At 45.2% G+C, this 19,957-nt stretch carries 17 protein-coding genes; 6 read left to right on the forward strand and 11 right to left on the reverse strand.

Annotated elements, in window-relative coordinates; genetic code table 11:
* Positions 1–98: 98 nt before the first annotated feature.
* Positions 99–338 carry a hypothetical protein gene (locus AACR75_RS08285; RefSeq protein ID WP_017050321.1) on the reverse strand — a complete coding sequence of 80 codons (240 nt, stop codon included), beginning with the start codon at positions 336–338 and terminating at the stop codon, positions 99–101.
* 209 nt (positions 339–547) lie between these two features.
* A complete protein-coding gene (locus tag AACR75_RS08290) occupies positions 548–910 on the reverse strand; it encodes a hypothetical protein (protein WP_026028668.1) in 363 nt (120 codons plus the stop codon).
* A 795-nt stretch (positions 911–1,705) separates the two neighbouring features.
* On the opposite strand from AACR75_RS08290, the gene AACR75_RS08295 reads away from it, so the two are divergent.
* Positions 1,706–1,915: a cold-shock protein gene (locus AACR75_RS08295; RefSeq protein WP_010318975.1), complete on the forward strand. Its 210-nt coding sequence runs from the start codon at positions 1,706–1,708 to the stop codon at positions 1,913–1,915.
* Between the two features lie 70 nt (positions 1,916–1,985).
* A complete protein-coding gene (locus AACR75_RS08300; protein WP_013868041.1) occupies positions 1,986–2,531 on the forward strand; it encodes a YaeQ family protein in 546 nt (181 codons plus the stop codon).
* A 177-nt stretch (positions 2,532–2,708) separates the two neighbouring features.
* On the opposite strand, the gene hmpA is transcribed toward AACR75_RS08300, so the two are convergent.
* Positions 2,709–3,896, reverse strand: a complete 1,188-nt coding sequence (hmpA, locus tag AACR75_RS08305; RefSeq protein ID WP_017046013.1) for an NO-inducible flavohemoprotein — start codon at positions 3,894–3,896, stop codon at positions 2,709–2,711.
* Between the two features lie 196 nt (positions 3,897–4,092).
* Between hmpA and norR the strand changes: the two genes are divergently transcribed.
* Positions 4,093–5,679: a nitric oxide reductase transcriptional regulator NorR gene (gene norR / locus AACR75_RS08310; RefSeq protein WP_026027850.1), complete on the forward strand. Its 1,587-nt coding sequence runs from the start codon at positions 4,093–4,095 to the stop codon at positions 5,677–5,679.
* A gap of 93 nt (positions 5,680–5,772) precedes the next feature.
* Here norR and AACR75_RS08315 read toward each other — a convergent pair whose 3' ends face one another.
* From AACR75_RS08315 to AACR75_RS08330, 4 genes are all read right to left on the reverse strand, one after another.
* A complete protein-coding gene (locus AACR75_RS08315) occupies positions 5,773–6,651 on the reverse strand; it encodes a mechanosensitive ion channel family protein (protein ID WP_017047149.1) in 879 nt (292 codons plus the stop codon).
* A gap of 210 nt (positions 6,652–6,861) precedes the next feature.
* Complete coding sequence (gene pepT / locus AACR75_RS08320; protein ID WP_047687735.1) at positions 6,862–8,094, reverse strand: peptidase T; 1,233 nt, start codon at positions 8,092–8,094, stop codon at positions 6,862–6,864.
* A gap of 198 nt (positions 8,095–8,292) precedes the next feature.
* Entirely contained in the window at positions 8,293–9,501 is a 1,209-nt protein-coding gene (locus AACR75_RS08325) for a NupC/NupG family nucleoside CNT transporter (RefSeq protein ID WP_047687737.1), read from the reverse strand.
* Positions 9,502–10,088: 587 nt separating this feature from the next.
* Complete coding sequence (locus tag AACR75_RS08330) at positions 10,089–11,906, reverse strand: hybrid-cluster NAD(P)-dependent oxidoreductase (protein ID WP_047687738.1); 1,818 nt, start codon at positions 11,904–11,906, stop codon at positions 10,089–10,091.
* 208 nt (positions 11,907–12,114) lie between these two features.
* On the opposite strand from AACR75_RS08330, the gene pyrC reads away from it, so the two are divergent.
* Positions 12,115–13,143: a dihydroorotase gene (gene pyrC, locus AACR75_RS08335; RefSeq protein ID WP_047687739.1), complete on the forward strand. Its 1,029-nt coding sequence runs from the start codon at positions 12,115–12,117 to the stop codon at positions 13,141–13,143.
* Positions 13,144–13,210: 67 nt separating this feature from the next.
* Here pyrC and rlmC read toward each other — a convergent pair whose 3' ends face one another.
* The 3 genes from rlmC to AACR75_RS08350 all read right to left on the reverse strand — a co-directional run bounded on the left by rlmC (position 13,211) and on the right by AACR75_RS08350 (position 16,822).
* Positions 13,211–14,359: a 23S rRNA (uracil(747)-C(5))-methyltransferase RlmC gene (gene rlmC / locus AACR75_RS08340; protein WP_047687740.1), complete on the reverse strand. Its 1,149-nt coding sequence runs from the start codon at positions 14,357–14,359 to the stop codon at positions 13,211–13,213.
* Positions 14,360–14,447: 88 nt separating this feature from the next.
* Complete coding sequence (locus AACR75_RS08345; RefSeq protein ID WP_047687741.1) at positions 14,448–15,359, reverse strand: DUF808 domain-containing protein; 912 nt, start codon at positions 15,357–15,359, stop codon at positions 14,448–14,450.
* 134 nt (positions 15,360–15,493) lie between these two features.
* Positions 15,494–16,822 (reverse strand): HD-GYP domain-containing protein, encoded by a 1,329-nt coding sequence (locus AACR75_RS08350; RefSeq protein ID WP_156117080.1) that lies wholly within the window; start codon positions 16,820–16,822, stop codon positions 15,494–15,496.
* Positions 16,823–17,102: 280 nt separating this feature from the next.
* Between AACR75_RS08350 and AACR75_RS08355 the strand changes: the two genes are divergently transcribed.
* Complete coding sequence (locus tag AACR75_RS08355; RefSeq protein WP_052190310.1) at positions 17,103–18,014, forward strand: M14 family metallopeptidase; 912 nt, start codon at positions 17,103–17,105, stop codon at positions 18,012–18,014.
* Between the two features lie 135 nt (positions 18,015–18,149).
* Here the strand turns inward: AACR75_RS08355 and AACR75_RS08360 are convergent, their stop codons facing one another.
* Positions 18,150–18,938: an AraC family transcriptional regulator gene (locus tag AACR75_RS08360; RefSeq protein WP_026027854.1), complete on the reverse strand. Its 789-nt coding sequence runs from the start codon at positions 18,936–18,938 to the stop codon at positions 18,150–18,152.
* A gap of 99 nt (positions 18,939–19,037) precedes the next feature.
* Between AACR75_RS08360 and AACR75_RS08365 the strand changes: the two genes are divergently transcribed.
* Complete coding sequence (locus AACR75_RS08365; protein WP_047687744.1) at positions 19,038–19,937, forward strand: DMT family transporter; 900 nt, start codon at positions 19,038–19,040, stop codon at positions 19,935–19,937.
* Positions 19,938–19,957 lie beyond the last annotated feature (20 nt).

Raw genomic sequence — 19,957 nt, forward strand, 5'->3', positions numbered from 1 at the left:
TGCGCAAAAAATTAATTAAAAAGTTTTAGGGGTTATAAAAGGCTACACACTCAAGCGAAACATCGGTTAGCAAACAACAATGCTCGCTCATTTCAACCTCATAGTGAGGGCCAGAAGGTCAGTACAGCAATCCGCAACACAATAGCGGTAACAATGAATACCACTCCCAAGCGGTACCACTTATATTCCTCAATTGACATGGGAATGCGACGATAAAACATCGTGATGACACCTTTCCAGTCATGGCTACGTTTACCATACCGCACAATACTCGTCAGAATAAAAATGATGCCCAGTATTAAGATAACTTTCTCTGCCCAAAATAATCCAATGCCCATAGTACTTCCTTGTTCAGGAGATAAATAATCATAGCCAACAGTGTATATCGAAAAGATGAGCGCCACTCTTGGACAAAAGTCTAAAGTGCAAAAGCACCAAAAGGGCCCAGTGAGGAAGCCCTTTTGCATTAACAGAAATAATTGAGTTCACTATCACATTAATCATCTTGCGCGTAAGTTACGCATAAAGACGCTATGCATTAAGTGCGCTACGCGTGATGCGCCGTTGTTTTAGAGATTGCAGAGGTTAATTTATCTCGATAACTGAACCAGAGGTATGTCACGACAATAGAGAAGAAGAGATACGACAAAGCAAAGATAAAAGGCGATGTGATCAATTGCGCCGATATTCCCCACGCAACACCGATAATGGTCACTGTCAATTTAGCAAGAAGCCCACAGATGAGAAGAAAAAGGGCAAACTCCGGCACTTTAGTACTTCGAAACGCAAACCAGTAACAGCTGCCTACTGCGAGTGACGCGATGTAAAGCCCAAACAAAAATGAATGAAAGTGATCAGCAGAGGCCACACCCGCCGAGACAGACGCCATTAAAATCAGTATTAGTTTCATGTTGTAAACCTCTCTTTTTATGAGAAAGTATCCATTCATTTTCGAAAACTCAGTTTACATACATTTTCCTCCATTAAATAAGAATTTCAAGTTCAAAAAATAAGCAACTTTTCCTTATTGGCTTAGAATAAAATAATTGTTAATCAGTGGTTAACAACAAAAAACCCAAAAATTAGATGGGACAAGGCATTACCCAAAAAAACACTTCAAAATGGAACTAATTGTAACAATTATTTAACCGAGTAAATATTTCATTGAAAGTACAAATTTGTGATGCGTACAGCGCAACGTTCCGAGTTGTCGCCAAAACAACTTAAAGATGCTATTTGATAGGGAAAAATTGCCTCAGTTTTGAGGAGAGTCATTCAGCCAAAAAAGAGAGCCATTAAATAGGAAAGTAAACCTAACCCTTCTCCTCACTCAATGAACGTTGGCCAGTAATAAGCGGCTTCAACCAGCGAACTCATCTGACCACTAACTCTGGCTAAAACTTCAACTATGTCAATGGGTAATAGAATAGTAATGTTAATTTCAAGCCTCATCATAAGAAAATGCAACATAGAGCATAAAACCTAACAATTTTAAGAAAGTTTTTCGAGTTTTATCGAGTTATGATTGACAAGATAAAAGTTTGAACTAGACTTTGCACTAGCTAGAAAGCAGTTCTTTGTATACACATACGTCTCGTTGGATTACTTGTAACTCCCCCGTCGTGTCGTACGCAATAGCAATCTACTTTTCCACGCTATCCGCGCCGTATTCGGCTGTAAAATTTTTTTGATTTTGGGTATAAAAATGGCTAACACAGTTACTGGTACAGTAAAATGGTTCAACGAAACTAAAGGTTTCGGTTTCATTCAACAAGAAAACGGTCCAGACGTATTCGCACACTTCAGCCAAATTAAAGGTGACGGTTTCCGTACTCTTGCTGAAGGTCAAAAGGTAGAGTTTGAAGTAGCTCAAGGTCAAAAAGGCCCTCAAGCTGAAAACATCCGCCTAGTATAATTTTTACTAAGTATTCTAATAGCCAGCAATTTGCTGGCTATTTTCGTTTTTACCTCTTGGCATTCTTCCAATGGCTCTTAAACCGACAATCTATAAGTTCCGTATTGCGCTGACGGATACTAATCGCGATCATTATGACTCTTTAAATCTCACCATTGCTCAGCATCCTTCAGAAAGCAACGAACGAATGATGGCGCGCATTTTGGCGTTTTGTCTTAATGCTTCACCCGAGCTAACATTTACTAGAGGACTTTCTTCCATTGAAGAACCTGATCTCTGGCTAAAATCATTAGATGACCAAATTCAGCTCTGGATTGAAGTCGGAGAACCCGATGCTGATCGCATTAAAAAAGCCACACGGCTTGCAAAACAGGTGAAAGTCTACAGCTTTAACACGAAATCACAGGTTTGGTGGGAGCAGAACAAGGGAAAGTTCTCTCACCTCAATGTCGATCTATTTCGCTTTGATGCTGCAGCGATTGAAAAACTCTCTACTTCCTTGAACCGAGGTATGGATATTTCAGTGATGATTAGTGGGTCTTCTATCTTTATTGATAGCGATAGCCATTCCGATGAAATTACTTGGCAAGCACTACAAATAAAAAGTGAGCATTAATTCCCAGCTCACTTTTCAGTATCTATACCCAAACAACTTGAAGTTGCAGGTAGACGGCAAGTGAGCTCATCCCCATGAGCATAGATAAACTATGTGATTGGGGTAAGCGAACGTAACCAACACCGCAGCAGCTTTAAATGGGAAGGGTATAGGCCCTTAGAGATAGAGCTTTATACTTTATAAATAGGCGTGTGGACCAAAGACTTCGTAATGGATACGCTCTCTTGCTACGCCAAGCAATTCAAGCTGTTCAACAATGAACTGCATAAAACCAACGGGGCCACAGATATAAAAATCCCCCTGTGTTAGCGGCAGTTGCTCGCAAACTTCATGCAAGATCATAGAACCTTGCTTGGCTGGTGTTTGCTCACTTTCCAGATACCAGACCACTTGCTGCCATGATGGATGCACCGCCATTAATGTCGCGGTTTCATCAATAAAGGAGTGTTGTGATAAATTGTTGCAAGCATGCAGATACGTCACCTCTTTTTTTCCTACTGACGCAAGCTGTTGAAGTATGGCTTGCATTGGTGTTGCCCCGACACCTGCAGAGATAAGTACAACGGGAGCGAGCTTCTCAACATAGAAAAAATCACCCGCTGGCGCATAAAGTTTCACTCGACTGCCTTTTTCAACGTAATCATGTAAATAGTTAGAGACTGTCCCAGGATGTTCAGTATCCACGCCTTCACGCTTCACAGAAATGCGGTAGTTTTTTCCATTGGGTTTTTGTGACAAGGAATATTGACGAATTTCACTGTATGACGCACCTTCCGGCTTAAGTTCAATCCCAATATACTGACCAACCTGATAATCTAATACTGCTTTGCCATCAGCAGGCTCAAAGATAAAGCTAGTGACGAATTCAGACTCTTTCACTTTATCTTGCAACACAAACTCACGCGCATTCTCCCAACCACCGATCGCCTGCTTACGCTGTAAATACAACTCCCCTTCTCTATCAATAAAGACTTGCGCTAAAAAGAGATAAGCCGCCGTCCATGCTGCTTCAACGTCAGGAGTAAAGGCATCGGCAGCAAGCTCTCGCAACGTTTCAATAAGGTGATGACCGACGATTTGATAGTGCTCTGGCTGAATGTTAAAGCTAGTGTGCTTTTGGGCAATACGTTCTACTGCACTGGTTAATGCGGCGAGATTTTCAATATTTTTCGCATACGCGGCAATCGCCTCAAACAGTGCAACGCCCTGACGGCCAGTATGTTGATGGGTCATATTAAAAATATCTTTTAGCTCAGGATTGTGAGTAAACATTCTCTGATAGAAATGAGCCGTAAGCGCTGACCCGGCAGATTCAAGCAAAGGAATGGTACTTTTGACAATGGCGATGTGTTGATTATTGAGCATATTGAGCTTTCTCCTCAGATTTTATAAATGGCGAATTAGATTCGCTCTGATACTGAAGCTTGTATAGCACAAAGCATACCAACATTAATCTATTGATTTTTAAATAAAAAATCATTAAATAATCAGGTCAAAATAACACTTCAAAAAATGTCATAATGACACTACAATATCTAAAAACATCACCTGAGTGCTTACCATGCAAGATTTTTCCATCTCTACCTTGATTGAAATGACCATAGGACTCGCAAGTGGTTTGAATGATCAAGATAGATTCAATCGCCTGCTTGATGCGATTCGTAAAACCATTCAATGCGACTGTGTGATGCTGCTTTCACGCCAAGGTGATTTGTTAATCCCCCTTGCGATGCAAGGTTTGACTCGCGATACCTTAGGCCGACGCTTTTTAATTGATGAACATCCGCGCTTTAGTGAGATTTGCCACGCTGATGGGCCGGTTATTTTCGATGCGAATTCATCACTACCCGATCCTTTCGATGGTTTATTAATGGATCATGATGGCGACCTTCCCATGCACTCTTGTATGGGCCTGCCCCTTTTGTTTGGTGACAAACTGCTCGGTATATTGACGCTTGATAGCCTTAATCCCAACATGTTTGAGCATATTCCCAAACGCAGCCTAGAAGCGTTGTCGGCAATCGCGGCCTCTACCTTGAAAATGGCACTGACCTTTTCTCAACTTGAAGCACAAGCCAAACAATCACAGCAACGCTTAGAAGAGCTGAATGAAGAAGCATGGGACAGAGAAGGTGGAGAGATCATCGGTTCAAGTGCATCGATGCTGGCCATGAAAGCCGATTTGGAAGTGGTTGCCCCTTCTAATTTCAACATTTTAATCCATGGTGAAACGGGTGTCGGTAAAGAGCTGGTCGCACGAACACTGCACCAACTATCAGCGCGTAAACGCCAACCCCTTATTTATGTCAACTGCGCCGCAATTCCAGAAAACTTGGTCGAAAGTGAACTATTTGGCCACGTCAAAGGAGCTTTTACTGGAGCAGAACGACATCGCTTAGGCAAGTTTGCATTAGCCGACGGTGGAACCTTATTTCTCGATGAAATCGGTGAACTGCCATTGGCTGCCCAAAGCAAGATTTTACGTGCATTGCAGAACAATGAAATTCAGCCCGTAGGACAAGATCATGTCCAAACTATTGATGTACGGATATTGGCAGCGACAAATCGAGATTTAAAGCAAGAGGTGGAAGCGGGAAGATTCCGAGCCGATCTTTACCATCGACTCAGCGTATACCCTGTTCATATCCCTCCGCTAAGAGAGCGAAATGGTGACGTTACCTTGTTGGCAGGTTATTTTTTAGAGCAAGCGCGTCGCAAGCTCGGTATCACACAGCTCAAAATCGATCCCAACGCACTGGCTGGGTTACTCAACTACTCATGGCCCGGTAATGTTCGCGAATTAGAACACGTGATCAACCGCGCAGCGCTGAAAGCACGAGCCAGACAAGGCTTACAAGCGTTGATCACCGTCAACAGCTACGACATAGGTGAGTTAGATTTCAGCCTACCTCTGGTTAACACGCAAAGTACGTTGAGCGACAAAGAGGTCACAGCGAAGGTGTGGCAACGTGGGCTGCGAGAAGCAACGGATGAATATCAGCGTAAATTGATCAGTGAAGCATTGACCCAATCCGATTTCAATTGGGCAAAAGCGGGAAGATTATTGCAAGTGGATCGCGCGAATCTCACTCGGCTTTCAAAACGCTTGGGGATTTCGGTGAAAAAAACACACGCAATTGAGCGTTAATCTCACTTTCATCACTAATATATCTTTTCTCACCCAAACAGTAATTGCAGGTAAGACGCTCACCATACTGTGTGAGCGCTCATTATTCGGCAGTTAGCTACCCACTTCACTCGGCAACACTTCTGTTGCAACTAAAGCACGTGGAAATGCGTTTTCATATGCTTGCATAAAGTCTTGGCGGATCAGTTGCTCTAAATGGTTGGCCCGCTCTGTTGGGCAAAAAATCATGAAATGCACGATCTGTTCTCCTGCGGCTGCGCTGCTGATCTGAATGTGCGGCTCAGCACTGGGCAAATCTACACCCGCATGTTTTTCAATCATGCTGTTATAGCGCCTTGCAACATCAATAAAGTGGGCAAAGTGGCTCTCAATCTTTTCATGCATAATCGGCAATAAAGGGTACAAATTTACAAATTCAGGCACTACTATCGAAAAGTTATGAAACACATAACGCTTCATAAAATTAAGGTTTTTTACCGGAAACGAGAAGAACATACTGTTTGGCAAGGTCGCAGTTTTTCCAGTGTAGTGGTATTGACCATGATTCAAGTCGATTTCTTGGATCACGGTTGCCATCAAGTTGTGTTCGATCACTTCACCGCTCAGTTTTCCGACTTCAATCCAATCCCCGATACGAAATGAGCGAGAGCTCGCTCGCTGAATTGAGCCCGTAAAACACAAGATGATCTCTTTTGATGCGACTACAATGGCGACCGCTATCGCAGTCACTGACAGTGCAAATTCGTTGATCTCTGATTGCCACAATACGAAGAGGATGACCAAAGTAAACGCAAAGGTGCCATTCTTGGTGCGTGACATCCATTTACGCTGCTTTTCGGTAATCAGTGCAACATCGCCACGAATTTGAGAAAGCACAACTCGCCGTGTCAAAATAATCAACGTCATGATTAAAATACTAAACACCAATTTATGAGTGATAAGAAAGTCCCACACTGCGACCACTTTCTCCATATCAATCCCCTTCTTTTATTTTTATGCATAATGAGCAGCAACACATCTACAGCGACTAGAGAGCAGTTGATTGAGATTGTGTTAGAATTTTCGAAAGGTATTGTAACTGAGTGAATAGTTAACGTCGGCATAAGGCGCAATTATTATGCGCCCTGTCATAGCTTTGGAAGAGAAACTCCCCTTTAGATTGGCGAAAGGAAAGGTTTGTTATCAGTGTTGGTTCGCCAACGCTGTCTTTTCAGCCAGTTTTACAATCACGTTTACCGCTTGTTCCATCCCTTCAATGGTAATGAACTCATGAATACCATGGAAATTATAACCGCCAGTGAAAATATTAGGGCATGGCAGGCCCATGAATGAGAGCCTCGCACCATCCGTACCACCTCGAATAGGTTTGATCAGCGGTTCAACATCACAAGCAATCATGGCTTGTTTAGCCAGTTCAATGACTTGTGGATGAGGCTCGACCATCTCTTTCATATTGAAATAGCTGTCCGTCACAACCAACTCAACTCGTCCTTTCTCAAGACGGGCATTTAACTGGTCCACTTGCTGCTGCATAAACGCTTTACGAGCTTCCAAGCCTTCTCGTTCAAAGTCTCTAATAATGTAACCCAAGGTTGAGCGAGCCACACTCATCTCTGCGGATTTTAAATGGTAAAAACCTTGATAGCCCTGCGTGGTCTCTGGGGTTTGATCGGCTGGCATCATAAGCTGAAATTGTGCGGCGATGTTGATGGCATTCACCATTTTATCTTTCGCGGTCCCAGGGTGAACATTCACGCCATAGCAAATAACATCAGCGCTCGCCGCATTGAAATTCTCATACTCCAACTCACCCACCGGGCCACCATCAATGGTATAAGCCCACTGTGCGCCAAACTTCTCCACATCAAATAAGTCCGCGCCCCGGCCGATCTCTTCATCGGGAGTGAAACCGATACAAATATCACCATGTGCGATGCTTGGGTCGGCAATTAACCTCTCAATGGCCGTCATAATTTCAGCGATGCCTGCCTTATTATCGGCACCAAGCAGTGTGGTGCCGTCAGTCGTGATCAGATTGTAACCATGCAGTTGATGCAAATCCGGGTATTGAATAGGTGAGAGCACCTCATCTCCTTTACCTAAAGCAATGTCTCCACCTTGATAATTCTCCACAATTTGCGGCTTAACGTGTTTGCCTGACGCGTCTGGCGCGGTATCCATATGTGCAATAAAACCAATCGCAGAAACAGGGTAATCAACATTCGATTGCAACTTCGCCATAACATAGCCGTGTTCATCAACCGTAGCATCGGTTAAGCCTAATGCGATTAATTCTTCATGCAGTGTATGGGCAAACGTCATTTGCCCTACTGAACTCGGGCAACGGCGGCTGGCGGAGTGAGATTGAGTATCAAAAGAGACATAACGCAAAAAGCGTTCAACAAGATTTTCCATAGCAAGCACTCAATAAGTTAGCATGTCAGCGTATCGCCTATGTTGGGATACGCAGTTAATTGCAAGCTATACTACGCGCTCATCAGAAACGGAATTTGCTATAAATCAGCTTTTCAGCAATTACTGAGGTGTCAATCATTCAAAAAAGGGATCAAAAATGCCCACCGCAGTGAGCATTGAGAGAAGCAAACAGTGCGTTTAAAGCAGAATGAAAATGCCCGCTAGACATGCACTCATTAAGTTAGCTAGCGTACCTGCAATCACCGCTTTAATACCTAAATTCGCGACTTCTGCACGGCGTTCAGGAGCGATAACTCCGATAGAGCCTAATTGGATCGCGATAGAACCAATATTGGCAAAGCCGCACAGAGCAAAAGTAATAATAACTTGGGTGTGTTCCGACAACAGCGCTTTGTGGTCAACAAAATCAATGAAAGCCACAAATTCGTTCATCACCACTTTTTGCCCAATGTAAGAGCCCGCCATCAAGACTTCATGGCTTGGTACACCAATCAACCAAGCTAGTGGTGAAAATAGATAACCGAACAGCAGTTGTAAGGTAATGCCGTTCAAACCCAATAACTCACCGAAACTTTCAAGCCCAGTGTTAACCATCGCAATCACGCTCACAAATGCAACCAGCATTGTACCGACGGCCACCGCCACTTTCATGCCATTCATCGCCCCGCTCGCCAGTGCGTCAATCACATTACTTTCTTGCGCTTTATCCATCTCAATATTGGTTTGATCAAGTGGAACATCGCGCTCTGGTACGATGATTTTTGCCATCATCAAACTACCGGGGGCCGCCATAAAACTGGCTGCTATAAGGTATTTAAGCTCAACACCTAGACCGACATAGCCACCCAACACGCTACCTGCGACAGAGGCCATACCTCCGGCCATGACGGCAAACAGTTCTGAACGTGTCATGCGCGACAAAAAGGGACGCACAAGCAGTGGTGATTCGCCTTGTGAAAGGAAAATGTTACCCGTAGCAACCAGAGATTCTGCTTTGCTCGTACCTAAAAATTTTTGAATACCACCACCGATAAACTCGATGACTTTTTGCATGATACCAAGGTAATAAAGGGCAGAGATAAGAGCGCTGAAGAAAATGATGATAGGCAGAACACGAACAGCAAAAATAAATCCGGAATCGGCTAAATCACCGAATAGAAAGCGGATTCCTGCATCGGCGAAACCTAGCAAACTAGACACACCGCCACTGATGCTGGCTAGTGCGCTTTGTCCCCATGGGAAGTAGAGCACCAGCGCGGCAAAACCAACTTGCAGCAATAAAGCACGTGATACGGTTTTCCAATTGATGAAAGATCGATTTTCAGAGAGCAGGTAGGCGCAAGCGAGCAGCGCTAAAATGCCGACGAGGCCAAAAAGAATATTCATTGTATTTACCTAGTTTGAAATTTGGAAATAAGGGTAGAACCAAAAAACTTGGCAAAGGAGGAATCATTGTCCTTTTGCACAACAAAAGCATGACAAAAAGAGGGGTATGCGAACATATTGTTCATCTAAGATCACCTTATACAAGCAGAGGAACTTAGCTGGTCCAGTCCTTGGGGTCATTCACATTTCCGTGTGACGGCTTGTATGGGTTGAGCACCGGCTCATAACCGGGCGGAAAGTATAGCGAACAAAATGAGAGTTTCATCACATATTTTTACGCAAACGTTCAAGCGCTCATTTATTCGACAGTTATTCTAAAAAAACATCAAACACAGGCAAGATTGGATGGAAAACAAACAAAAAAAATATGGAATTTTCATCACAAATTTAAACTAATTTAACTATATAAAAACGAATAATTGGTATTTCTGCATTTTGCCAACTAGCTTTAAGAGAGTCACTTTCAAGAGACTGAAACGGTTTCGAATAAAAATCACTAGCAACGTCACGCCTCTTGCGGTCAACACTGACCCAAGAGGCATTTTTATTGGACAAAGTCACTGTAGTGCAACAGCGTGAGGCGAAAACTAGTTTACAACCTCAATATCGGTTTCAGGAATACAACAACACGCTAAAGCGAAACCAAGATGACGTTCATGCTCAGGCAGTGCTGGCACGTCAGGTTGATGCACTTTGCCCGACTGCACAGTCACCTTGCACGCGCCACAAAACCCTGCTCGGCAACTGTTGGCAATCGCAATGCCAGCGGCTTCGGCTTGATCTAATAAGGTCGTTTGGTTATTACCCTCAAATACCTGGCCATTGACGCTCAGTTGTAACGTTTTCAGCTCAGCTGCGACAGTGTGCGCCACACCAAACGCTTCTTGGTGGTAAGATTCTTCCGCAAGCCCTTTTTTCAACAATAAGCTTTTTGCTTTCTGCATAAAACCATCAGGCCCACACACAAACACTTGGCGAGCAGTCACATGTTGGATTTGCTTAAGATGGGATAAAGAGAGCCGACCTTTCAGCCCCAACCAATCGATGGGAGCTTGAGTAAGCGAAATGAAGACTTTCAACCCCGAATGTCGCTGCTTAAGCGCTTCAAGTTCAACACGGCAAGGAATATCCTCAACGCTGCGGCATTGATGATAAAAGACCACATCTTGAATTTGTTGATTATCGGCAAGATAGCGCAACATCGATAACATAGGCGTCACGCCACTTCCAGCCGACAACAGTAACAACGGTTGTTGGTGCTGAGTCGACAGATGAAACGAGCCATCCGGTGATTGCGTGGTCAATGTACTTCCTACCTGCAAGTGATCAAGCAACCAGTTAGAAACTCTACCGCCATCAATACGTTTGACTGAAATCGCTAACCGACCCGGGCGCGATGGGCTAGATGACAAAGTGTAGCGGCGCGCCACGTTCTCGCCATCGATCACAACTTCGATTGGTAGGTGCTGCCCAGGTTGATAATTTGGCATCTCACCCTTTTTCGGCTCTAGCCAGAACGTGACAAAATCACGCGCAATCGCTTCACGCTCAACACAAGTCATCACATGGTGACTCATGCCCAAATCTCGATAAAACTCTTTCTCTTTGTACTCAAGCACCTCAACGCTGTCGCCAACTCGAATCATCCCCTCATTTTTTGCGACTAAATTTTGCCCAAAAAACACCCCACCTCTTTCGTTAGCACGAAATTGTGACAAGGTTCTTAGCGGCTCTTTGGTTGGACGAAAAGCCCCTTTATTCACATCAACAGTAGTGAGAATACAGCGTTCGCAAGGTTTTACCGCTTCAAATTCTACCTCACCAATTCGGATCCGCTTCCAGCTATCTTCAGCGAAAGGCTCATCGGTTCGTACCACTAGATTGGTACGAAATTGATCCATGCTGTGCACTTCAGGGCTGCGGCGATTAAGTTCATCAAGTGAAGCTTGGCTGATGACCAGCACTGGATAGCCATCAGCAAAACTGACATTGTGACCCACTTTTTCACGCATTCGGTTTGATTGCTCTCCGGTAAACAGCAACTCAACACGCTGGCCTAACACTTGGCTAAACCAATCATCCGCTTCATCGGTTGTGGTGTAAGCGGTAAAGTTATCGTCCCACACTTGCGCTGGAGAAGGTTGCATTTTGAAATCTGCATAACGCAGTTTTAATGGAGATTGGTTCACCGCCGTGAAGATCAAACCATCCGCAACCAGTATTGAATTCACCTTAACCATATTTGGATACTTACGTGCAGTGACCATTGAACCATCAGCTAACGCGATCATAAAGCGTCGATCAAAAGCCAGCCCCTGTTTTTCAACCCAAGCGGTGGACTGCGAGAGGCCACCTATCGATTTGACTGGGTAGACGTTAATTTGTGAGAGTTGAGCTGACGACATGGCCTATCCTTATGCTTTTTTGAAGGTATTTTTATAACGCGATGATAATGGAAATCGCCAAAGCTGGCTAACCCTATGGAAAATAAAAGGATGAAATTCACCCCTGTTTCCTCTATCATCCTGTCGCTTAAACGTAAGCGATTGCGCGCACATTAAAAGCGAAGCCCGTTTAAGCTCCAATCAATTTATTTTCCGGTGGGAGCAACCAATGAAAACATTAACGATTACTCGTCCAGACGACTGGCATGTTCACTTACGTGATGGTGATGTGTTGGCCGATACAGTACGAGACATCAGTCGCTACAACGGCCGCGCACTGATCATGCCCAATACGGTCCCGCCGATCACCACCACAGAATTAGCATTAGCGTACCAACAGCGCATCATGGCGCAAAAACCACGTGATTCTTTCAAGCCACTCATGGCGCTTTATCTCACCGATAACACAGCACCTGATGAGATCCGCAAAGCCAAAGCTTCTGGCGCTGTCGTGGCAGCCAAACTTTATCCGGCTGGGGCGACCACCAATTCAGATTCTGGCGTAACCTGCGCTCAAAATATTTACCCTGTATTGGAAGCGATGCAAGACGTTGGTATGCTGCTGCTGATTCATGGCGAAGTAACCGCTCACGATGTGGATATTTTTGACCGAGAAAAAGCCTTCCTCGATACAGTGCTTGCTCCTATTGTTAATGATTTCCCAAATCTGAAAATAGTGTTAGAACACATCACCACCGCCGATGCTGCCGAGTTTGTACAAAATGCGAACCAGAATGTAGCGGCAACGATCACGGCGCATCATCTACTGTATAACCGTAATCACATGCTTGCTGGTGGTATTCGCCCTCATTTTTACTGTTTGCCAATCCTTAAGCGCAACACGCACCAGCTTGCGCTGATTCAGGCAGCGACATCGGGCAATAAGAAATTTTTCTTGGGTACTGATTCTGCGCCTCATGCCAAAGGCAAAAAAGAAGCCGCTTGCGGCTGCGCTGGATCGTACACAGCGCACGCAGCCTTGGAGTTATACGCAGAGGTGTTTGAGCAAGTTGGTAAAATTGGCAACCTTGAAGCGTTTGCCAGTCACAATGGCCCTGATTTTTACGGCCTACCCCGTAATAACGACACCGTTACTTTGGTCAAAGAAGAGTGGCCAGTTGCTGAAAGTATGCCATTTGGCTCAGATATTGTGGTGCCGATCCGCGCCGGTGAAACGGTCGCGTGGGCAGTAAAATAACCCATTAATGCATCAAAAAGGGAAGCCGCGGCTTCCCTCTCTTTATCATTTTTGCACCACACAGCGCTTATCTCGGCTTAGGCTGACGCTCTAACAGCACCATCACTTCGCTATGATCGGTATGTGGAAACATATCAAACCATTGCAGTTTTTTGGGTAAGTAGCCCAACATACCTTGCATATCAGTGATTAGCGTTTGCGGGTTACAGCTTGAGTAAATGATGTGTTTGGGTGATAAAGCCACCAATCGCTCAACTAATTCAGCTCCTAAACCACGACGCGGAGGGTTGACTAGCACCAGCTCAGGCGCGATTGATTGAGCCTGTGAGAATTGGGCAGAATCCAGCGCAGCAAAGTCTAAATTGGTAATGCCCATCGTCTTGGCAGAGCGTTTAGCACTGGCGATCGCTTCTGGTTCAATTTCAATGCCTGTGACTGTCGTAGTTGGACTGGCACAATGTAGGGCAAAACCGCCCACGCCACAAAACAGATCCCACATGTGACTTGGGTTTATCTCTCTCACCCAATCACGCGCCGCCGCGTACAACTGCTTCGCTACATGCGGGTTGGTTTGGAAAAAACTTTTCGGGCGGATAACCATAGGCACCTGATTAAACTGCTCAATCAAATACTCACACTCGGTTAAAAAAATCTCTTCTTCACCTTCTAGGCGCGCCATGTGGATGGGTTGAAGGTTAACTGAGACGACGCGAATGGTTGGAAACTGCGCCTGAAGCCGCGCGAGGTTTTGCTCAACTCGGCCTAAAGCTTCGCGGCTTCTCAATACGAAACGCAGCATAAACTCACCTGAATATTCGCTGCGTGTGAGCAATATGTATTTGAGTTCGCCTTTCTTCTTGGCTTTATTATAGGGAGGAATGCCCGAGCTACGGATCCAATCTTGTAGATAAGTTAATAGCGCTTGTGTCTCTTGTGGGTAGAGAGCACATTGTACTAACGACACGGGCGTTGATAGCCCATCAACCATGGATTCAACACCCAAAATCGGTGCATGAGCCGCACCAAGAGCCACCATTTTCGCTTTGTTACGAAAACCCGTCTCTTCACTTATGACAGGTTCTAGCCACTGCTGTGGCATCTGCGTTGAAAACAGCGCTTTTAGTGCCAAATCTTTGCGCTTCACCTGCTCTGAATAAGAAACCGCGCAATGAGTACAAGAACGGCACAGCTGTTGATCAAAAAACGCACACTGCATAATGGGAACTGCCAAAAATGAAAAGCGCTAGTCTATTCGTCTGCGGGCAAATCACCATTCAATATGATTATCATCACCATAAAAAAAATTAATGGGACGGTTTCAATTTACTCACCATCCCCCACACTGCAACCACAGCCAGCCCGGCGAGTAAGCCAACGAAACCATTAAGCAAGGTTGGCATCACTACTGCTAATAAAGAGAGTTCAGCAACGGCTGCAATCACAGGTTCAAGCACGTGGTGAATAAAAGGGACGTTGTGCACCACAATGCCACCGCCCACTAAAAACATCGCGGCGGTACCCACTACAGTTAATGCTTTCATGAGCTTAGGCGCGAAACTGATCAACCTTTTACCAAAGCGAGCACGCAGCCCTGCGCCATCTGAAGTGCGCTCTAGGTAGAAACCTAAATCGTCCAATTTCACAATGCCTGCCACCAAACCATAAACACCGATGGTCATGACCACTGCAATCAAACTCACCACCAAAATTTGTGTCACCATGCTATGGCCTTGCACTGTCCCCAACGCAATCACGATGATCTCGGCCGATAAAATAAAATCGGTCCGAATCGCCCCAGCGACTTTACGTTTTTCATAGTCATCAATCGATACGTCAGTGAGCATGCGCTCATCCGCGTCAGCGGTGCTGTGATGGTTGGTATGAAACACTTTTTCTAAGATTTTTTCTGCCCCTTCAAAGCAGAGAAAAAGTCCACCGACTAACAAGAGCGGCATTATCAGCCAAGGGGCTAATGAGCTCATCAGCAAGGCAGCGGGAACCAAAATTAATTTGTTGCGAAATGAGCCTTTAGCCACTGCCCACACCACTGGGATCTCTCGTTCAGCGGCAACACCAGACACCTGCTGAGCATTGAGCGCCAAGTCATCCCCCAATACGCCTGCCGTTTTTTTCGCGGCCATTTTTGACATCAACGCCACATCATCGAGCACGGTTGCAATATCATCAAGAAGGGTAAGTAAGCTCGCGCCTGCCATGCAAATTCTCTCTTATTCATTTTTATTATTCAAAGCGTGACAAAATGTAACACCAAGCGCTGATGAAGGGAAACACAGCGATGAGAATCCCACCAACAGCGCTGATGCTTCAAGTAGCAAAGCAGTAAAGAACACTAGCTCAGTGACTGAGTATATTCGGCTGGCAATTGAGCCAGAGCGCTCTGTAACGCGGCGAAGCAGTCAGGATCAATGGCAGTATGTAGATTCTCTTGCATGATCAAAAGTGCTTTATCAATTGGCATCGCGGAGCGATAAGGGCGTTCCGCGCTGAGAGCATCAAAAATATCGGCCGTCGTGATGATTCGAGTCATCACGCTGATCTCATCACCGTTTGCACCACGCGGATAGCCAGTACCATCGAGTTTCTCATGATGTGCCCCTGCCATACGTGCCAACGTCTTAAAGGGCGATAATTTCTGCAAGATTTGTTCAGTAAACGCGGCATGTGCCTGAACGGCTTTCCACTCCATATCGTCTAACTTACCGAGTTTATCTAAAATGGCATTACTGACCCCTAACTTACCAATGTCGTGCAGTAATGCCGCGCGTCTCAACCAAGATCGATCAGTTTCCGAAATGGCTAATTGTCGTGCGATTAAATCAGTATACACAGCCACTCGTTCACTGTGCCCTGCGGTATAGGGGCTTTTTGCATCAACAATTTTGCCAAATGCCGTGACGATACAGTCTAAATACGCTTCATCCAAAGGCTGATGCGCTTGTGCCGGTGGTAAATGCATCACTCGTTGGCTGATATCAGAGGCTTTGAGGCTGGCCACAAAGTGCGGGTTATCCACCAACTGTTCAATAATCTCAACCAGTTGTGGGTCAAACCATCCACCACTACGCTCTGTAACCTCGCGTATTGCTTCGTCCAAATCATGTTCCATTTGAAAAACATCAAATACTTGAGCTAATAACGCAATCCGCGAGAAAAGGGGGATAGCTTCACCTTTTAGCTGTTGAGGACGCCCTTGACCATTCCAATGTTCATCCAGTGAGTGGATCCCATGCGCGACGACTTCGCTAAATCGCAACTCTCGCGCCACATCAGCCCCACGAGTACAACGAGTTTGAATAAGCTCTTGTGCATAATCATTACCATTTTTCAAAATGTCGATGGTAGTTAAAATACGTTCTGCCCAGCTCTGCTCTGAACCGGTATTTTTGACGATAAAGTTAATAACACTCGATAGACTGGTTCCGACGGTTTTATAACGCCGTTTGAAAGCGAGATCATCAGTGGCATACAACTCGCAAATTCGCGCGGCGTTGCTACTGCAGCCCGCATCTTTCAATAGCAAGGTAAAAAACAGATCATGCAGCTCAGCCTGATCGAGCTCTAATTGCATGCCAATATGCATACCAACCCAGCAACAACGAATGCAGTGCTCCGGTGGTTGGCCTTCCGTCATGTCTAAGGCGGTCGTTAGCGAAATCATTAGTTCAGAAAGGGGGAAACTATTCTCCAATCGTGTTCTCACTCAATTGCATTAGTCTGGTTGCAGTTTAGATGTGACCGTTCGGTTTAGCCAATGATTTACCTCAGTTATCAGGCCAGAGTTGGACTATTTCCTTGCTCTAACAAACCTGCATTGCCCAAAAACAGGTTGAGGTAATGAACCCTGTTAACGGGCTCTGGTAAATCCAGCTTGGTATTTTTGATTGCTCTTGACACTCACACCTCTTACTCTGTGGGCAACTAGTCAGAAAGGAACCCTCATGTACTCTGTTTATACTTATCCTATCGGTACGCCAGGCACACCTTGGCAAGCAGCAGAACGCGAAGCGTGGCTCGCGCAAACGACGATTAAACGAGAATATCAGCAAGAAGTCGTGCCGAAAATTAACGCTTTGGCAACGGATTTTGAGATAGAGCAATACGGTGCACTATCAATAGACAAAGATCGCTACCCATTATTTGCCTTAAAAAGTCGCTCATGGAACCCTGACAAACCAACGGTGTTGATCACAGGTGGCGTACACGGTTACGAAACCAGCGGAGTGCACGGCGCGTTGCAGTTTTTAGCGACTCAAGCACAGCAGTATCAATCTCATTTCAACATTGCCGTTGCCCCGTGCGTAAGCCCTTGGGGCTATGAAACGATCAATCGTTGGAACCCATCAGCGCTTGACCCTAATCGCTCATTTTACGCCAATAGCCCAGCCGAAGAGTCGGCAAGCTTAATACGCTGGGTCGCAAGCTTAGGTGACGTGCTGGTGCATATTGATTTGCATGAAACTACAGACAGTGATGAAAGCGAGTTTCGCCCTGCACTAGCAGCGCGCGATGGGATTAGATATGAAGCCGATACGATTCCCGATGGGTTTTATACTGTCGGCGATACGGAAAATCCGCAGCCAGAATTCCAAGCAGCCATTATTGAATCGGTACGTAAAGTCACGCACATTGCACCAGCCGATAGTAAAGGCGAGATCATCGGCTCTCCCATCACTCAAGAGGGAGTAATTAACTACTCCATGAAAGCGTTAGGGTTATGCGGTGGCATCACAAATTGCTACTTCGGCACCACCACCGAAGTGTACCCAGATAGCCCAAAAGTCACAGCGCAAGAGTGTAATGACGCACAAGTCGCCGCCATTGTTGGCGCTTTGGACTACGTGTGCCGCTAAAACGATAAAACACCCAACCACCTATGTCATGGATTCATGAGTAATAGACGTTGTAAAAAATTACCAAATTAAGTCTAAGGCACTTCTTTATAGTTTGATCAGGATGAAGTGCCTCCTACATACGCTTAAGCAATATTATAACAAGCGATTTTTATACTGTTCCGGCGTTTGGCCGGAGTATTTTTTAAACATGGTAATAAAAGGACTGGCTTGGTTGTAGCCAAGAGTTAATGCTACCTCTTTCACTGAATGCCCTGTGCGCAGTAAATCCATGGAATAGAGATAGCGTACTCTTAATCGCCATTCGGTAAAACTCATCCCTAGTTCCGTTTGGCAATGCCGCGCTAATGTTCGCTCTGTGGTATGTACTTTTTCAGCCCACAAAGCCAATGTCGTATCATCGGTCGGGTTTTCTTCTACCGCCGCTAAAATCGGGGCTAAATATTTGTGATTAGTGGAAGGCAAAAAATGATGCTGCGTTTCTTGCGTTGCCAATTGGTCGAGCAATACTTGAACTAAACGTTTATCTTGCGCGTTTTGAGCCACACTGATTTCACGCGATCGAAAATCCTCAATGATGGCAGAAACGATGGGCGTCACTTTTATCAAACTGGTGTGCCTGGGAAAACCATGGGTGAGAGCCCGATCAATATTGAGCGAACAATATTCAATTGGCTTACGATTATAGCTGCAGTGTTTCACCCCCGCAGGAACCCAAATCGCGAGATGAGGCGGTGCGAGAAATCGCGTTTCTTGCGCTTCCATTTCCAAAATCCCGCCGGAAATTAGCTGCACTTGTCCCCATGGATGGCTATGAGTTCGCGTTTCTGTGTTTGACAAAAACGCATCGAAATTCATAAAGACATCCGATGGCGCACTGTCAATCGATAGTGAAGGGTGAAGATTTCTGGGCGCTTTTTTCAAACTTGTCTTCCTATCGCTCGCAATGTCGTTTTGGAGATATATATAATTATAGAGACCTGCCACACTATACTTCAAAGCACAATTTGCGACGAGGCTCACATGGTATATCTTCTTCCACTATTCACGGTTCTAATTTGGGGTGGTAACTCTATCATCAACAAGCTCGCCGCAGAAACCATTGAGCCAAGTGCGATGAGTTTTTATCGCTGGTTTGTCGCGATGCTGTTGCTAACCCCCTTTTGCTTACCTACCGTGATCCGCCAATGGGTAACCATCAAGCCCCATTTAACTAAACTGGCTTTTTTAGCCATGTTAGGCATGGTACTGAATCAGTCTCTTGGCTATTACGCAGGGCTAACGACTACTGCATCAAATATGTCGTTGATCACTTCGCTGGTACCGCTGCTCAGTGTGTTCATCAGCGTCCCTCTACTCCATAAGCGCATTTCAGCTTTGAGTGTTGTAGGAGGGATCCTCTCTCTCGCAGGGCTTGCTTTTATGCTAGGTCAAGGCGATATGAGCTTCTTCTTGCATCAAGATATTACACATGGTGATGCGTTAATGGTGGTGGCTGCAACCGTTTACGCACTTTATTGTGTGTTACTTAAACGGTGGAAAATGCCGCTAAGCAATTGGACGCTTATTTATATGCAAGGGTTGTTTGCTGTCTTAATGCTGACACCATTATGGTTGACCAGTGAACATCTCCTGCCCACGGAAGGCTCACTGCCCCTAATCGCTTACGCTTCTGTCGCTGCATCCTTATTGGCTCCGTGGATGTGGGTAAAAGCGATCGATTTAATTGGTGCAGACTCTAGTGCGATGTTTATGAATTTGTTACCTGTAGTGGCGGTTTCGCTTGCCACAACCCTGTTAGGTGAAACAGTGCAAAACTACCATCTTTTAGGTGGAACGATGGTAATTTCCGGGGTTATTTTATCCCAAATAAAACTGACAAAAAGCCGTACAACAGCTATCGAGGGCGTAATACAACCATAAAATTGAGCATCTAGCATCGA

The sequence above is a fragment of the Vibrio sp. ZOR0018 genome, from assembly GCF_963865925.1.
GTDB classification, from domain to species: domain Bacteria; phylum Pseudomonadota; class Gammaproteobacteria; order Enterobacterales; family Vibrionaceae; genus Vibrio; species Vibrio anguillarum.

Bases quoted from the DNA above. Each gene is read 5' to 3' on its own strand.
- AACR75_RS08350 (WP_156117080.1), bottom strand. From the start codon at position 16,822: ATGATTTCGCTAACGACCGCCTTAGACATGACGGAAGGCCAACCACCG.
- pepT (WP_047687735.1), bottom strand. From the start codon at position 8,094: ATGGAAAATCTTGTTGAACGCTTTTTGCGTTATGTCTCTTTTGATACT.
- AACR75_RS08330 (WP_047687738.1), bottom strand. From the start codon at position 11,906: ATGTCGTCAGCTCAACTCTCACAAATTAACGTCTACCCAGTCAAATCG.
- norR (WP_026027850.1), top strand. From the start codon at position 4,093: ATGCAAGATTTTTCCATCTCTACCTTGATTGAAATGACCATAGGACTC.
- AACR75_RS08315 (WP_017047149.1), bottom strand. From the start codon at position 6,651: ATGGAGAAAGTGGTCGCAGTGTGGGACTTTCTTATCACTCATAAATTG.
- AACR75_RS08325 (WP_047687737.1), bottom strand. From the start codon at position 9,501: ATGAATATTCTTTTTGGCCTCGTCGGCATTTTAGCGCTGCTCGCTTGC.
- AACR75_RS08300 (WP_013868041.1), top strand. From the start codon at position 1,986: ATGGCTCTTAAACCGACAATCTATAAGTTCCGTATTGCGCTGACGGAT.
- AACR75_RS08285 (WP_017050321.1), bottom strand. From the start codon at position 338: ATGGGCATTGGATTATTTTGGGCAGAGAAAGTTATCTTAATACTGGGC.
- hmpA (WP_017046013.1), bottom strand. From the start codon at position 3,896: ATGCTCAATAATCAACACATCGCCATTGTCAAAAGTACCATTCCTTTG.
- AACR75_RS08290 (WP_026028668.1), bottom strand. From the start codon at position 910: ATGAAACTAATACTGATTTTAATGGCGTCTGTCTCGGCGGGTGTGGCC.
- rlmC (WP_047687740.1), bottom strand. From the start codon at position 14,359: ATGCAGTGTGCGTTTTTTGATCAACAGCTGTGCCGTTCTTGTACTCAT.
- AACR75_RS08355 (WP_052190310.1), top strand. From the start codon at position 17,103: ATGTACTCTGTTTATACTTATCCTATCGGTACGCCAGGCACACCTTGG.
- AACR75_RS08345 (WP_047687741.1), bottom strand. From the start codon at position 15,359: ATGGCAGGCGCGAGCTTACTTACCCTTCTTGATGATATTGCAACCGTG.
- AACR75_RS08365 (WP_047687744.1), top strand. From the start codon at position 19,038: ATGGTATATCTTCTTCCACTATTCACGGTTCTAATTTGGGGTGGTAAC.
- pyrC (WP_047687739.1), top strand. From the start codon at position 12,115: ATGAAAACATTAACGATTACTCGTCCAGACGACTGGCATGTTCACTTA.
- AACR75_RS08295 (WP_010318975.1), top strand. From the start codon at position 1,706: ATGGCTAACACAGTTACTGGTACAGTAAAATGGTTCAACGAAACTAAA.